Consider the following 15,800-nt stretch of genomic DNA (forward strand, 5'->3'; position numbering starts at 1 on the left):
ACGACATGAACACCACTCAGCGCACGAAGACGATATGCGTCATAGAGCTCAACCTTGTGTTAAATAACGTCTCATCCTGCGAGCTTGTGGCGGTGCCGAACCCACCTCGCGCTAAGATTGAACCCATGCGATACACCTACCTTGGACCCTCAGGCACCTTTACCGAATCCGCGTTGCTTTCCGTGCCCGGCGCGGTCGGTGCCGAACGCATTCCCGCCACCAGCGTGCCTAATGCGCTCGAACGTCTTCGCAGTGGCGATGTGGATGCCGCCATGGTGCCCATTGAGAATTCGGTCGAAGGCGGGGTGAGCGCTACTCTTGATGCGATCGCGGTTTCCGAGGGAATGCGCATTATCCGCGAGGTTCTGGTGCCCATCAGGTTCGTGCTGGTCGCGGCGCATCCGCTCGCTTTGGAAGATATTAAAACCGTTTCAACCCACTCGCACGCCTGGGCCCAGGTGCGGCAATGGGCAGATGAGACTATCCCCACCGCTGAGTATCTACCCGGTTCCTCTACTGCGGCAGCAGCCGTGGGTCTGCTTGACCCTTCCTGCGCATATGATGCCGCGATTTGTTCCCCCGCGCTTTTGGCAACTCACCCCGACCTGCATGTGCTCGCCGAGGACATTGGCGATAACAAAAACGCCGTCACCCGGTTTGTGCTTATCAGCAGCACCGCGGATATTCCAGAGCCTACCGGTGCCGATAAGACGACGCTCACGATCCCTCTGCCCGAAAATCGAGAGGGCACTCCCGAAAACCGTTCGGGTGCGCTCCTGGAACTGCTCGAACAGTTTGCTTCGCGCGGCGTTAACCTCTCACGCATCGAATCGCGCCCCACCGGCAGGCAGATGGGATCCTATATGTTCAGCGTGGACGCAGACGGGCATATTTATGAGGCCCGGATGCGCGACGCCCTGCGTGGCCTGCACCGCATAGCACCCGGCATTAAATACCTGGGATCGTACCCGCGTGCCGACCGGCAGCCCACCGTTGCGCCGCGCATCCACTCCGAGAATTCGTTCGATGCTGCCCATGCCTGGGTGGAATCGCTCTTCCCGGGTGGGCGACCTGCGCATCTGAAACGCTAACCCCCTGCGATCGTATAAAAACGCTCGTGATGTGAATACAGAAGGTTTTCAACACTTTATTCATATCAAGACTCTTTTTACGGCTGGGGGCGACTGGGTACTATTGATATGTGATTGATATTAACCTCCTCCGCGAAAACCCCGAGATTTTCCGCGCCTCCCAGCGAGCACGCGGCAAAGACGAAGCCCACGTAGACCGTATTCTTGAGGCGGATGCCGCACGCCGCGCCTCGATCGGCACCTACGAGAACCTGCGCGCCGAACAGAATGCCTTCGGTAAACAGGTGGCGAAGGCGCCCAAGGAAGAGAAACCCGCTCTCGTAGCGCAGGCGAAAGAACTCGCCGCCCACGTAGCAAATGCGAAAGCGGCATCTGAGGCGAAAACCGCCGAATATGAAGAGCTGCTAAGCTCCATCGAAAACCTGATTATCGACGGCGTACCCACCGGCGGCGAAGACGACTTCGTGGTGCTCAAAGAAGTCGGCACCCCCCGCGATTTCGCTGCAGAAGGTTTTGAACCGCGCGACCACCTGGAAATAGGCGAACTCATCGGCGGCATCGATATGGCGCGCGGCGCCAAGGTCTCCGGTTCGCGCTTCTACTTCCTCAAAGGGCAGGTTGCCCGCCTGGAGCAGGCGCTCATGTGGATGGCACTCGATCTGGCAACAGCCAACGGCTTCACCATGATGACAACCCCCACCCTCGTGCGCCCCGAGATCATGAACGGAACCGGGTTCAACGTCAAGCACGACGACGAAATATACCGCCTCGAACGTGATGACCTGTACCTGGTCGGCACCTCGGAGGTGGCGCTTGCGGGCTACCATATGGACGAAATACTCGACCTTAGCGACGGACCCAAAAAATACCTGGGCTGGTCATCCTGCTATCGCCGCGAAGCCGGTGCCGCAGGTAAAGACACCCGCGGTATCATTCGCGTGCACCAGTTCAACAAGGCCGAAATGTTCGTCTACTGCCAGGTGGAGCAGGCGGAAGAAATACACGAGCAGATGCGCGCCCTCGAAGAGGAAATGCTGCAAAAATGCGGCCTTGCGTATCGCGTGATTGATACCGCCGCAGGGGATCTGGGCACCTCTGCCGCACGCAAATTCGACTGTGAGGCGTGGGTTCCCACCCAGGGCACCTACCGCGAGCTGACCTCGACCTCGAACTGCACCACCTACCAGGCACGCCGCCTGAACATACGCGAACGTACCGCAGACACCGTAGACGATGCGGGCAATGTGCGCAAAGGTCGTACCCGCGCGGTCGCAACCCTCAACGGCACCTTGGCGACTACCCGTTGGGTTGTGGCGATTCTGGAGACACACCAGCAGCCCGACGGTTCGGTGCGTATTCCTGAGGCGCTGCGCCCGTATATGGGCGGCGCTGAGGTTATTCCGGTCGCGTTGTAGGTTTGAGATAGTTTGAGGGGTGCTGGAGTGGGTCTCCACTCCGGGCGCCCCTTGATTCCCTCGCGCGCTCGGAAGGTGCGGCCCTTCGTCCCCTCAGCATCCGGGCGGTTCGGTGCGTATTCCTGAGGCGCTGCGTCCGTATATGGGTGATGCTGAGGTTATTCCTGTGGTGTAAAAACGGGTACTTCGCCGAGTCGCTAGAGGCTGATAAAACAGCTATGGCGGTGTGATAGCATGATGATATTACTTTGATATGCAAAGTCATCTTTTCGCACACGAAGAAGGGGCTCAGAAGCGGGAACTTCCGAGCCCCAGGTGGGGACTACTTCAAGATTTCCAGTAGGTTCTTGACGTAATCATAGATGGCTGACACGACCCAGGATGATCCGTCCGTGAGGATGAAGCTCACGAGGATTGCCTGGGTCGTTTCTATGAATTCATAGAAAGACATCCTAACCACACCACCTCTCTGCCCCAAGAATCAACGCGCAGGGATTTTACTTTGATATGCGTGGCGCGTGCGTACCCCGGGAAGAGGGAGTATTAACTTTACCCAACAAATATAAGCAGAAGCTCGAAAATACGGTCTGCATATTCACTTAACAGGGTTCATATAGAATTATATTGGGTGTATTGTTGGTATGTGTTTAAGTACGCACCTGAGACTTCTACACATTATTTCTATTTCTATTCATTCACCTCTTCAGCAGTAAAAGTAATAAAACTATTCTTTTATGGGTGTAACTACCTTTGTGTGTATTCATATGTGATGACACAGATGTATTCAGCCTTTATAGCTCTTGAAAGGAACTGCTGATGATGCCTTCTTCGCCTCCGGTGGTGATGCGTGATGTTGTTCAGAAGTTTGGTAGTACTACTGTTTTGCATGGTCTTGATCTGACGGTTAATCCTGGTGAGATTGTTGCTCTTTTAGGGCCGAATGGTGCGGGGAAAAGTACTGCGGTTGATATTATTTTGGGTTTGACTAAACCGTATGCTGGGTCGGTTGAGGTTTTTGGGACGACTCCGCAGCATGCTGTTAAAGCGGGGCGTGTTGCTGCTGTGCAGCAGGATGGTGGTTTGCTTCCTGATTTGACGGTTAAAGAAACCGTGCAATATATGGCGTCTTTGTACGGCAAGCTTAAGAATGTTTCTGCTGTTCTGGCTCAGGCCGGGCTTGAGGGTAATGCTAAGACGCTTGTGCAGAAATGTTCTGGTGGGCAGAAGCAGCGTCTTCGTTTTGCTATTGCGTTGTTGACTGATCCGGATTTTTTGATTCTTGATGAGCCCACGGCTGGTATGGATGTGCAGGGTCGCCGTGATTTTTGGGCGTCGGTGACTCAGTCGGGGGATCATCAGCGTGCTGTTTTGTTTGCGACTCATTATTTGGCTGAGGTTGATGAGTTTGCTGATCGTGTGGTGGTTATTAATCAGGGGCATGTGGTAGCGGATGGGACTCCTGCCGAGATCAGGTCGTATGCGCGGGGTTCTACTTTGCGTGCGACGGTCAATGATGCGTGGTCGTCTGAGCAGGTTGAGGAGCGTCTTGCGGAGCTTCGTGCTCTTGATGGTGTGAGTGCAGTATCGTTGCACGGTATTCGCTTGGAAATCTCCGCCGCTGATGCGGACGCTGTTGCTTCGCATCTGCTTGCTGATGGGTTCGCTAAGAACCTGGAGATCACATCGTCTTCCTTAGATGATGCGTTTGTGTTACTGACCGAGACCGATTCTGAAGGAGAGCGCAAGAATGCCAAATAACACTAGTGCCCAGGCGGCGAGTCTTTCTCAGGTGCGTCCCGTGTGGATTAATAGCACTGTTGTTCTGTTGGAGCTGCGCAGGAAATTCCGTAATTTGCGGGTCTTTATCCTGGCTATTTTGCTTCCTGTTATGTTCTTCTTTATGCTCGCCTACCCGCAGCGTGACAGCCTGGAAGGGGCGGTGAATACCGGGACCTACTATATGATCGGGATCAGCGCCTATGCTGCTATTGTCTCTAGTTCGGCTGCCGGTGCTGCTATTCCGATTGAGCGTGCTCAGGGGTGGTCGCGTGCCCTTGCGCTGACGCCGTTTCGGCCTTTAGGGTACGTTATTACGAAGGTGATCTCGTCTATGTTGCTGGGTGCTATCGCTGTTGTGGTGATGATGGTTCTGGGGCTTGTGACGGGTATGCCTTTGGATGCGTGGCAGGCGGTGCAGTCGTCGCTCATTATTATTGCTGGAAGTTCTGCTTTTGCTGCGTTTGGTATTTTTGTGGGCTATTTTATGTCCGCTGATAGTGCGCAAACGCTTATTAATCTTATTATCTCTGTGTTCTCTTCATTTGGTGGGTTGCTTCTTCCGCTGTCCCTTTTTCCTCAGGCGCTTCAGGATATTGCGCATTGGCTGCCGTCGTACGGGTTAGGTGTTTTGGCTCGTTTGCCTGTGGGGGTGGAATGGGATCCTTGGGCTTTGGTGAACCTGGTGGCGTGGCTGGTGATTTTTGTGGCGGGTGCAGCTTGGTGCTTGAGTAAGGATACGCACAGGGTCTAGTTCCTGCCCTCTCAATCGTGCGGGGGAACCCACCAACGACGGAAGTACGGTGGCAAAGCCGGTGCGCTAGCATGGGGGTGTTACTAAGGTGAAAAGCACTGTAGATAATTCACCTTAAAGTGCAGAGAGGTTCGAGCGCTCTCAACACCCGAACCTCTCCTGTGGGGTGATGTTACTTCAGGTTACGAACGATAACCTTAAGCGCATCAACAGTGTATGAAACAGCCTGAGCTGATCCATCGGTAAGGATGAGACTTACCAGGATTGCTTGGGCTGTTTCCATGAGTTCGAAGAACGTCATGACCTTCCCGCCGCCTTCCTGCCCCAAGAGTTGACCACAGGGGTTTACTAAGGTGATTGTGCTGCGGCGTACCCTGGGAAGAGGGCAGTATTACCTTTACCTAAAAAGTATGTGGTGGATTTGGTGCGAGATAGAGGATGAGCAGTCGGGTGCCATCGCTTGCGAGTATCAGTGTGTTAACATGGGGGATATCTACTATTGCTTTCCGCATCAAGCGGAAGGAGCTGGCTCTCTGACCTGCCAGCCCCTTCCTGGCGGGTAACACTAACTCAAGATATTACGGATATGCTTGATAGTGTTATGGATGATGAAAACGACCTGAGCTGATCCATTGGTAAGGATAAGACTTACCAGGATTGCTTGGGTCGTTTCTATGAATTCATAGAAAGACATCCTTCCCACCCCCTCTCCGCCCCGGGAGTCAACGCAGGGATGTATCTACTATTGCGTGCTGCGGACCCACCCTGCGAAGAGGGCAATAATAACTTTACCCGACAAATATTTGGGTGATTCTCTAAAACCTGCGCTTTTCGTCAGTGTTGGCAAACTCAATATCGCTGCACCCGGTACTCTAAAGATATGTCCCTTTTTCGGAACCTTGTTGGTGCATCCGCCGCGGCAGCGACTCTCACGGCGGTTGCTCGGCGTGTTCGCAAGCACGCGCAGCGCATCGTTACGCCCCTCGGAATCTGGAGTACCCTGCCCGTCGCTCAAGAACGGCACGTCGGTATTGTGTATAACCCCAGCAAGTCGAGCACCCACGCGGTAGTTAATATTCTGGAACGTACCGTGGTCGCTAACCGCTGGAAACCGGCCCTCGCGAGTACCACCCGTATCGACGAACCCGGCACCCAAGCCGCTCGCGATCTGATCGACCGGGGCGTCGACACCCTGCTCGCGGTCGGCGGGGACGGAACCGTGCGTGCGGTCGCCGCCGCCATTCAAGAAGCCAGGAACCGAGGCAAAGATGTCACGCTCGGTATTATTCCGTTAGGGACAGGCAACCTGCTGGCACGTAACCTGCGCCTGCCTATCACCGATATAGCCGCCTGCATTAACATTGCGCTCAACGGAACGCACCAGTTGGTCGATGCTATCGACATGAGCGCCGAATCGGCGGAAGGCGACGTTACCAACCATATGTTCTACGTGATGAGCGGTGCGGGGTTTGATGCGCTTGTCATGAACGACGCCAACGAAGACCTTAAAGCGCGTATCGGCTGGTTAGCCTACGTGCACAGCGGGCTGAACCATATCTTCGGGCACTCTCACAAGGTCAGAATACAGCTCGACGATGATGAACCTTTCGAAGCACGTGCGCGTTCGGTTCTCATCGCCAATTGCGGTCGGCTGCAGGGAGGACTGCAGCTGACCGATATTACCGAGGTTAATGACGGCAACCTCGAAGTGATCATCGTATCGCCGCGCACCATCCTGGAATGGGGTCTTCTGACCGCAAAAGTGGTTCGCCGCGCCCTGCCCGGTTCATCGCGCATCTCGCTGCCGGTCATGCGCCATTATGTGGGGCATCGGGTTTCACTGGACATGCTTTCGGGTGCCCAGCCTATTGAAGTCGACGGCGATTTAGTACCCTCGGCGATCAGGCTGCAGGCGCGCATCGTGCCGAGCGCTCTCAGCGTGAATGTGCACCCGGATGCGCTCACAACCTAGAACCTCGACCCGCCCGAGCGCCTGTGTTTATGTGGCTTAACCTTCTTTGATGTGGTGTCTTCACCGGTTATCTCGCTTTAAACACCTTTTTAGTGCGAAAATGATATGAAAGTTTGTTTCAAGAAAGAAGAGAAGTTCATGCTTATCCTCGTTGTGAACGCGGGTTCCTCATCCCTCAAATACCAGGTGCGCGACACCTCTGCGCCTGAAGCCGAGCAAATGATTACCTCAGGGCTTATCGAAAATATCGGCACTGACGTTCCCGACCACGAAGTCGCTCTGCACATGATGGCTGAGAAACTCGAAGGCGTGCTGCACGGCCGTCAGCTGCAGGCTATCGGTCACCGCGTGGTGCAGGGGGCCGAGAAGTTTACCCACCCCGTGCTGCTCAACGAGCAGGTGATCGACGAGATCGATGCGCTCTCACCGCTTGCGCCTCTGCACAACCCCGCGCACGTGAAGGGTATGCGTGCTGCCTTCCACACTTGGCCAGATTTGCCGCAGGTTGCCGTGTTCGATACCGCGTTCCACTCGACCATGCCCGAGCACGCCTGGCGCTACGCTATTCCTTATGACCTGGCTGATAAGTACAGTATTCGTCGCTACGGCTTCCACGGCACCAGCCATGAATATGTCTCTCATGTTGCCGCAGATATGCTTGGTATTGCCCGCGAGGAATTTAACGGTGTGGTGGCGCACTTGGGCAATGGCGCATCCGTGACTGCCGTGAAGGGCGGCAAGTCCGTGGATACGTCGATGGGCTACACCCCGCTGGCTGGTCTGGTGATGGGTACCCGTTCGGGCGATATTGACCCCTCTGCGCTGACCACGATTCTCACCCGTGACCCCGAGATCGATGCGGAACGCCTGGATACCATTCTCAACAAGGAGTCCGGTCTGCTGGCACTGGCGGGTTCGAACGATATGCGTAAGGTGGTGGAGTCTGCACAGTCGGGCGATGAGCGTGCGCAGCTGGCTCTGGACATGACCGCATACCGTCTGATGAAGTACATCGGCGGCTACAACCTGGTGGTTGGCGGCGCGCAGGCGCTTATTTTCACCGCAGGTATTGGCGAGAATTCCGGTGACTTCCGCAAGCTGGTGCTGGACCGCCTGGCGCCGTTGGGCATTCGCTACAACGAGGAAGAGAACATGAAGCGTTCCCCCGAACCGCGTCTGATCTCAACCGAGGATTCGAGCATTGCCGTGTTCGTCATCCCCACCAACGAGGAGAAGGCGATCGCCGAGGCTACCGAGGAGCTCGTCGCGTAGCACCGTAGTTTCCGTTTCTTCCCTTCGGGGATGCTAAAGGCTCTTGACTGTGAATAAGCGAGATTTTCCGTGCTTTATTCACGCTCAAGAGCCTTTTAGCATGGGCGGGAGGGCGCCGGGCACAAGGCTGGCACGAAGGCACAGACGCGGCTTTGGGCGACAAAAACTCTAGGGGCAGGGCATCAAGAGTAAGCGTAAGGCGAGGAAATGTTGAACTTTATATCTAAATAATATTTGACGCATTATTTTATTTATTATTTAAATTACTTAAAATCATAAAATTTGCTATAGTTGTTTTAGTTCAGAATGCTTTGTGCGGATGAACTAATAGATACAAAGAATAGTGTGCATTCTCTATTCGTGGTTGTGTGGGGAAATGCTGGCATTCTTTGTATCAAAGCTGGCACAGGTATATCACATCTATCACTCACTTAGATGACATATACAACGAGGTGCAGAAAATTGGGGTCGCAGGACTTTGGGCATGTATGTTCGCGGCCTCCGGTGTGAAAAACCCTCGCGGTATGTTCCTCCCATGAAACCTTGTACGTTTCATGAGTATAATTCCGCGGAATAACAGGGGTTTGAGCTTTCTGTAAGCCTTCAGGTTCTTGAAGGGACTCGTTGCACACGAAGGTATCTTATAGGGATTGGTGCCTTCTAAATCCGTGCTAGAACTGTACACATGTGTATAGGGTGTTTTATGTGTATAGTTTGGATGCCGTCATGATTTTTCATGGCGGCATCCTTTTTTCTTTATGATAAAAATAGTGGACTGGTAAATACTTGCTAGGTGCAGTAATATTTATATTTTCTTTGCCTGCGGTGTGTAAATTATTTATAGCGAAAACATTATCAGGATTTTGTGTAAGGAATACGAGGTGTAAATTCTAGGGGAGAGACATACATGGAGCCTTCGTCGGAAATCCAGGACTTCCGTTCACCTGCCCAATCGGTGTTAAGGGTAGTGATCAAAAGATTCCAGTCGACCCCCAGACCAAACGAGCTAACGGATTCAAAAAGTGGTGGGTTGCTGGGCATGCTAGTTCATATCCACTACGGGGAGACCTGCCCACTACAGCAAACGTGGTTGAGTGGCAAAACGCAATTCAGCCCCTAGTTGAAGAGGTTATCTCTGAGATAGGAATGGTCAGCTCCTCCGTTCGGATGTAGACGTTCCTACAAACGGACAATATACAAATGTTTTCCTTACCCCTATATTTAAGGAATGAAAGCTTTTTCATAAGGAAGGTAGGCATCATGAAAACCGAAAAATCGAAAGAAATTTTCTGGAGCATCATCTCAATTCTCGTAGGCGGAGGAGCCTGGCTAACCATGCAGAATATTTCATGGGGTGTAGTAGACCCCGCGAAAGTCGGTCTCGTATTCGCAGTAATCGGCCTCATTTCGCTTATCTGGGCTCTCTTCAGTAAAAACTCCGATAGCTCACGAGCGCACGAGACTATACGTAACGCCAATAGGTCAAAGGAGGATTAAGGAGGGTTATTCATTAGGGGTGTAACACCCCAACCGCCTAACCTCTTGTCCACGTATGATGGTGAAATACCAAAACCGACCCCGTACCCGGGGCACACCACGACACGTTTGCGTACCGGTGGCACGGATTGGACAGATTCTTAGACCCGCACGATACTCTGGCCGATAAGGGCTACCAAGGACTAGACCTGATCACCCCGGTGAAGACACTACCCGGCGGAGAACTCACCGACGACGAGAAACACCTGAACCGGCACATCAATCACCACCGGGTCGTCATCGAACGCGTGATCGCACACTTCAAGTGTTGGCGGGTACTCTCTAGTATCTTCCGCTGACCCCTCACCTCGTACCGGAGAGTGTTCTCGGTGGTGCGGGCACTGTTTTTCTGGATACAAAACCACCCAAATGAATAACCCTCACGAAATAGTTGCTTGGATTCCCCTTGATAAACACCACAGAGGATTCCGGGAGCGATAACTTGCAGCGGGAGCGGGGAACACGCTCCCGCTGCAACTTACCACTCCCGGATTTAGTATGCGTGTATTCACCGCATCAAAGGGCATACGCGGTAGAGTTGAACTAGTACGTACTTAGAGAGATTTGGAGACCGCATGAGTCAGCATACGCCCGGTGCTGAACCTCCACTGCCGAATGACGTGAGCCAGGGGTGGCTGCCCGAGGATAAGCGGCAGACCCCGCAGAGCCCGCTTCCCCAACCGAAATTTTGGGGATACCAATCGTTAATACCCCATAAGATGCTCAACGCCCTGCGCCACCCCGGCGAGATTCCCTGGCTGGTGGCGGCCTATGCGGTAACCCTTGCCGTGTACTTGGGGCTGCTCATCTTCTTTATTGAGACGATCGTAAGCCGTGACCGATATAACGACCTGGAATGGACGTCATCGTCTCGATACTCGACGATGAGCTACGCGGAGCGCGTCTTTAACGACTATGCGGAACAAGCGATTACGCTACTGATTCTGGCACCCCTGGTTATCCTGATCGCCCGTGCCCTCTTCTACGCACAGCAGCGCGTGCGCGGCATTCGTATTTCGCCGACGCAGTTTCCTGAGGCTTACGCCATGGTTGCCGAGGCCGCCTATGCGGCGGGTTTGCGCCGTGTTCCCGATGCCTATGTGGTGAGCGGTAATGGTGTGCTGAACGCCTTTGCCTCCGGGCATGGTTTCCGCCGGTTTATTGCCATCAACTCTGACCTCTTCGAGGTCGGCGGTCAGAGCCGTGACCCTCAGGCGCTTCGCTTTATTATTGGGCATGAGGTCGGGCATATCGCTGCCGGTCACGTGGGGTACTTCCGCCTTCTCTTCACACAAACCTTCATGCGGATTCCCGTGGTGGGGCAGGCCCTTTCACGCGCACAGGAATACACCGCCGATAACTTTGGGTACCGATACTGCCCCGAAGGCGGACCCGGCGCGATCAAGGTGCTCACAGCCGGTAAATACCTGAATCAGCAGGTGAATTTCGACGAATTTGCCGACCGCGCCGTGAACGACCAGGGCTTCGCGATTTGGCTTATCAACCTTATCTCAACCCACCCGGTACTGACCTGGCGCGCCCATGCGCTGCGCAACCGACACGAGCCGGGGCGTCTGTTCTGGCGGCCGCGGTTTAACCCGCCGAGTGCGCCTCCTTCCCTGATACCTTCGCAAGAACCGCCAGCCCAGTGGCCTGACCCGATTCAGGCAACCGGGTTCATGGACGAGCAGAAGCCGGCGTGGGAGGACTACAACCTTAACACCGTTAAGACATATCCGGCCCCGCAGGATGCCCCCAAGATTCAGGGAACGCTCTTTGCCGGTTGGGAGGATGCGCAGGCTCGCGCGGCCCGTGCCGCCTACGCCGCCCGTTGGGAACAGTATGCCGCCAGCCAGGGTGTGCCAGGATATGCGCCAGGGTACGGTTATCCGATGCAGCCAGCGCCCGGTCAGCCGGGATACGGGCAGCCGATGCCGAACCAGCAGGCGCCATGGCAGTCCGGTTCGGGGCAATTTGATGCTGACCAGCCCGCACCTGATCAAGCGAATCAGGGGCAACCTCAACCCCCGCAGCCTGAGCAGCCGCATTCCGGGCCTCCCGAGGACGCCACGAAGCCTGGCGTGGCGCTGAATCATCCGATAAAGCCCGCTGATGACCAGAAGCCCGAGCAAAAATGGTCTAAACAGCAGGATCAGCAGGGGAATAACACCTCTGACTAGCTCCTGACCTTCACCTGCGAGAAGCGGATTTTTCACCGAAAAGGCTGGATTTTCTCACCTTATCGGCAAAAATCCGCTTCTCGCGTTTTAATTAAGAACGTGCTCTCCAAAATCACGAAAAAACGACCCGACGCGCTGATCGTCATGCTCATCTGCGCGGTCATTCTTGCGATTCTCATCCCGGCCCGCGGTACCTTCGCAGATTGGTTCAGTACCGGTACCAAGTTCGCGGTTGCGCTTCTGTTTTACCTCTACGGTGCGCGCCTTTCCACATCCGAAGCGATCGCAGGGCTTAAACACTGGCGGCTGCACGCCCTCATCCTGACCTGTACTTTCGTGATTTTTCCGCTCTTTGGGATGGCGCTTTTCCCCCTAAGGTTTGTGCTCGGCGACGGGCTGTACCTGGGGATTCTTTTCCTCACGCTCGTACCCTCTACCGTGCAGGCGTCCATTGCGTTTACCTCTATCGCGGGCGGCAACGTGGCGGGCGCTATTGTGAGCGCATCGCTGTCAAGCATTGTGGGGGTAGTGGCTACCCCGCTGTTAGCGATGCTCCTAATGCACAGCGACCACATCGAAATTTCGGGCAGCGTCTTTCTCGACATTGCGATTCAGCTGTTTTTACCGTTCGTGCTGGGGCAGCTCACGCGCCGTTGGGTGGGCGAGTTTGCGAAGAAACCCACCACAAAATGGCTCGATAAGTTCTCGGTCATGATGATTGTGTACTCGGCGTTTTCGGCATCCGTGGTGCAGGGGATTTGGACTCGCGTTGCCTGGTGGCAGATCGTGCTGCTGATTGTAGTGACAATTCTGATGGTGGCCCTGATGCTGTGGCTGACCGACTGGCTGGCGGCGCGGCTGAAGTTCAACAGGGCGGACCGCATCACAATTCAGTTCTGCGGGTCGAAAAAATCGCTGGCGGCGGGTCTTCCCATGGCGATCATTATTTTCGGGTCGGGCTCGCTCGGGCTGCTGATGCTGCCGCTCATGGTATTCCACCAGGTGCAGCTCATGATGTGCACGTGGCTCTCCGCCCGCTACGCCGCCTTGGATGTGGTGGGTCGGGCGAGCGTAGAACAGCCATAAGAAACTGCCCCCGGTTACTCGCTCGGGGAAAGAGTCGATGCTTTAAGAAGCTGCGTTCCTTAGGTCATGCGTATTTGAGGTAAATGGAAAAAATAGCGGATTTTTCCATTTACAGGCCTTTGCACAGGGGCATATTGGAAGAAATGGCCGTTTTTTCCAATATGCTGTGTAAAGAGTGCTCTCCGCTCCCGCTTCGGAAGGGCGGTGCGCGGCTCGTCAGATCCGAGTCATTTACCGGCGACACTTTCACCGTTGCCTGGCAGGGCGCACACGGTAAGCTGGTGTACATGAAGATTGCTACCTGGAACGTGAACTCCATTCGCGCCCGTGCCGACCGCATCGAGGACTGGCTCGATAAAACCGAAGTCGATGTACTCGCCCTACAGGAAACCAAAACCAAGGACGAAACCTTCCCCTTCGAGCTCTTTGAATTCCTGGGGTACGAGGTGGCGCATTACGGGCTGAACCAGTGGAATGGGGTAGCAATCGCATCCCGCGTGGGGCTCGACAACGTCGAACGAACCTTCCCGAACCAACCCGCCTTCGGAAAACCCGGAGACCCCGCCGAAATTGAGGCACGGGCCATCGGCGCCACCTGCAACGGCGTGCGTATCTGGAGTCTATACGTGCCGAACGGGCGCGGGCTCACCGACCCGCACATGGAGTACAAAATGGAGTGGATGCGCCAGCTGCGCACCAACGTCAACGGCTGGCTGCGCGCCGACCCCGCCGCACAGTTCGCGCTCGTCGGCGACTGGAATGTGGCGCCCGAAGATAACGACGTGTGGGATATCGACTTTTTCCGTGAGAACGACCTCACCCACGTTTCCGCCCCCGAACGCGAGGCTTTCTATGCCCTGCTCAATGATGAAGGGCTCATCGATCCGGTACGCCCCTACACCCAGGGCGAGTACACCTACTGGGACTACAAAGCCGGGCGGTTCTCGAAGAATGAGGGGATGCGCATCGACTTTCAGCTGTGCTCTCCGGCGCTCGCCGCCCGTGTGGAAAACGCCTGGATCGATAGGGAAGAGCGCGAGGGGGACGGCGCGAGCGACCACACCCCCGTGGTGATTGAGCTTGCTGACTAGAGGCTAAACATGTGATGTGAGGAGACAGTATGAGCCGGAACCTTACCCCTGAACCGGTGGTGACGGGCATCGTAGAAACCCGAATCGGTCAGCTTCGCTGGCGTGAATACGGTGGTTCCCGTGAAGCCGCAGGCGAGAGGACCCTGCTGTTTGTGCACGGGCTGCTGACAAATTCGGATGTCTGGGGCGAAGTGGTGCAGAACCTCTCACAAGATTTTCGGTGTATAACCCTCGATATTCCCTTGGGGAGTCACACTATTCCCGCCCGAGAAGATGCTTCCCTTACCGTTGCCGAGCTGGCGCAGGCCGTGAATGAAGCGGCAGAACAGCTATGCCCGCACGGGTTTACCCTCATTGGCAGCGATACCGGCGGGGTGGTTTCTCAGCTGGCGGCGGTGCGGGAACCCGCAGGGCTCAAGCGCTTGGTGCTGCTCTCGTGCGATACCGAGAAGAATTTCTTGCCCCTGCCGTTACGCTACCTGCAGTATGTGGCGTACATTCCGGGAACCATGCAGGCGCTCCGAGCAGCCCTGCATCTGGGGTGGGTGCGCCGCCTGCCGATTGCCTTTGGGTGGCTAGTGAAACGCGAGCTTGACGCCGCCGAGTGGAATAGCATTATTGCGCCGCTGAAAGATGCCGGAGTTCGCCGTGATTTGGCGAAAGTGCTGAAGGGTATTTCTACGAAATATACGGTGCAGTCCGCGCGGGATTTGGAGCGGTTTGAGCACCCGACCCTGTTTTTGTGGGCCGATACCACGAAGCTGTTCCCGATCGAGAATGCGCGCCGTTTAGCCACCCGCATGCCGGATGCGCACGTGGTTCCCGTGCCGGAAAGCTACGCATTCAGCCAGCTGGATAAGCCCGAATTTGTGGCGAACGCCCTGCGGGAAGAACTGGCTGGGTAACCCGTCTCCCCCCCCCCCGGATTCTGCACCGAAACTTTTTGACGGGCGAACCGTATGCTCCTGTGAGGCCGTGACGAAGAGGCCGACATGCATCGACTGCTCCTTGCTATGGTGAAGTTACTGTTAGTGAGGGAGTGGTACATGAATCAGCTCGATAGGAACCAAGCATTCAGGTATAGAACTATTTTTGTGGTACTTGGGGTACTACTCAGTATTTTTCTCGTGATCGTCTTGTTGGTTGCCCTGGCTTCAGATGATCCTTGGTGGAAAAGCTTTCGAGAAACTATTCGTGACAGTGCTGGTTTTCTGACTCTTATAGGCGCATTGGTAACTGCTGGCATTTTAATCTGGACTAACCGTGCCCGAATGCGTGAAGCAGCGAGTGCGGATTTTCGAGACCAGATGCAGTGGGCGGCAGAACATGTTGGTAATGCAGAAAGACCGTATGAGCAACTTTTTGCGATGTTGCTTATTAACCGATATGGAGAGCAGCCGCCTAAATGGCTTCCTTCAGTCGATCGGGGTATAGCCACTGACCTGCAAGAGGCGGTTCAGAAGACCCTAGAGGTTCCGGAAGACAGCATTGTAATCCCAGCACGTGCATACAACGATACTTCACCAAATACACCTGCATCAGATGAAGTGCATGAATCAGATCAAGAGTATAATAGCTAGAACACCCTTATGCTAGGTAGCATATTACTGGGCAGTGGATGTAAGGA

Annotated in this window: 13 protein-coding genes and 1 pseudogene; 13 read left to right on the forward strand and 1 reads right to left on the reverse strand. The window is 54.9% G+C overall.

Annotated elements, in window-relative coordinates:
- Positions 1–125 precede the first annotated feature (125 nt).
- The 4 genes from pheA (at position 126) to HMPREF2609_RS01855 (ending at position 5,036) form a co-directional block, all read left to right on the forward strand.
- Positions 126–1,091: a prephenate dehydratase gene (gene pheA, locus HMPREF2609_RS01840; protein WP_048751677.1), complete on the forward strand. Its 966-nt coding sequence runs from the start codon at positions 126–128 to the stop codon at positions 1,089–1,091.
- Between the two features lie 110 nt (positions 1,092–1,201).
- Entirely contained in the window at positions 1,202–2,506 is a 1,305-nt protein-coding gene (gene serS, locus HMPREF2609_RS01845) for a serine--tRNA ligase (protein ID WP_070450636.1), read from the forward strand.
- Positions 2,507–3,322: 816 nt separating this feature from the next.
- Positions 3,323–4,264: an ABC transporter ATP-binding protein gene (locus HMPREF2609_RS01850; protein WP_070534711.1), complete on the forward strand. Its 942-nt coding sequence runs from the start codon at positions 3,323–3,325 to the stop codon at positions 4,262–4,264.
- Complete coding sequence (locus HMPREF2609_RS01855) at positions 4,254–5,036, forward strand: ABC transporter permease (protein ID WP_070534712.1); 783 nt, start codon at positions 4,254–4,256, stop codon at positions 5,034–5,036. The genes HMPREF2609_RS01850 and HMPREF2609_RS01855 overlap by 11 nt, the downstream gene beginning before the upstream one ends.
- 172 nt (positions 5,037–5,208) lie before the next feature.
- On the opposite strand, the gene HMPREF2609_RS10475 is transcribed toward HMPREF2609_RS01855, so the two are convergent.
- Entirely contained in the window at positions 5,209–5,337 is a 129-nt protein-coding gene (locus HMPREF2609_RS10475; RefSeq protein ID WP_080972598.1) for a cell division protein FtsL, read from the reverse strand.
- 579 nt (positions 5,338–5,916) lie between these two features.
- Here HMPREF2609_RS10475 and HMPREF2609_RS01865 point away from each other — a divergent pair.
- The 9 genes and pseudogenes from HMPREF2609_RS01865 (at position 5,917) to HMPREF2609_RS01900 (ending at position 15,753) form a co-directional block, all read left to right on the forward strand.
- Positions 5,917–7,008 (forward strand): diacylglycerol/lipid kinase family protein, encoded by a 1,092-nt coding sequence (locus HMPREF2609_RS01865; RefSeq protein WP_070534714.1) that lies wholly within the window; start codon positions 5,917–5,919, stop codon positions 7,006–7,008.
- A 138-nt stretch (positions 7,009–7,146) separates the two neighbouring features.
- Entirely contained in the window at positions 7,147–8,280 is a 1,134-nt protein-coding gene (locus HMPREF2609_RS01870) for an acetate/propionate family kinase (protein WP_070534804.1), read from the forward strand.
- A gap of 1,260 nt (positions 8,281–9,540) precedes the next feature.
- Positions 9,541–9,777: a hypothetical protein gene (locus HMPREF2609_RS01875; protein ID WP_037236103.1), complete on the forward strand. Its 237-nt coding sequence runs from the start codon at positions 9,541–9,543 to the stop codon at positions 9,775–9,777.
- A 92-nt stretch (positions 9,778–9,869) separates the two neighbouring features.
- Positions 9,870–10,115 (forward strand): annotated as a pseudogene (locus HMPREF2609_RS10485) (transposase family protein); the annotation flags it as partial.
- Between the two features lie 276 nt (positions 10,116–10,391).
- Positions 10,392–11,996 carry a M48 family metallopeptidase gene (locus HMPREF2609_RS01880; protein ID WP_141745252.1) on the forward strand — a complete coding sequence of 535 codons (1,605 nt, stop codon included), beginning with the start codon at positions 10,392–10,394 and terminating at the stop codon, positions 11,994–11,996.
- A 99-nt stretch (positions 11,997–12,095) separates the two neighbouring features.
- Positions 12,096–13,082: a bile acid:sodium symporter family protein gene (locus HMPREF2609_RS01885; protein ID WP_070534715.1), complete on the forward strand. Its 987-nt coding sequence runs from the start codon at positions 12,096–12,098 to the stop codon at positions 13,080–13,082.
- Positions 13,083–13,369: 287 nt separating this feature from the next.
- Positions 13,370–14,173, forward strand: coding sequence for an exodeoxyribonuclease III (locus tag HMPREF2609_RS01890; protein WP_070534808.1), 804 nt, complete (start codon positions 13,370–13,372; stop codon positions 14,171–14,173).
- A gap of 29 nt (positions 14,174–14,202) precedes the next feature.
- Positions 14,203–15,078 (forward strand): alpha/beta fold hydrolase, encoded by an 876-nt coding sequence (locus tag HMPREF2609_RS01895; RefSeq protein WP_070534717.1) that lies wholly within the window; start codon positions 14,203–14,205, stop codon positions 15,076–15,078.
- Positions 15,079–15,219: 141 nt separating this feature from the next.
- A complete protein-coding gene (locus tag HMPREF2609_RS01900) occupies positions 15,220–15,753 on the forward strand; it encodes a TrbC/VirB2 family protein (protein WP_141745253.1) in 534 nt (177 codons plus the stop codon).
- The last annotated feature ends 47 nt before the right edge of the window (positions 15,754–15,800 follow it).

The organism is Rothia sp. HMSC058E10 (assembly GCF_001809415.1).
Classification (GTDB): domain Bacteria; phylum Actinomycetota; class Actinomycetes; order Actinomycetales; family Micrococcaceae; genus Rothia; species Rothia dentocariosa.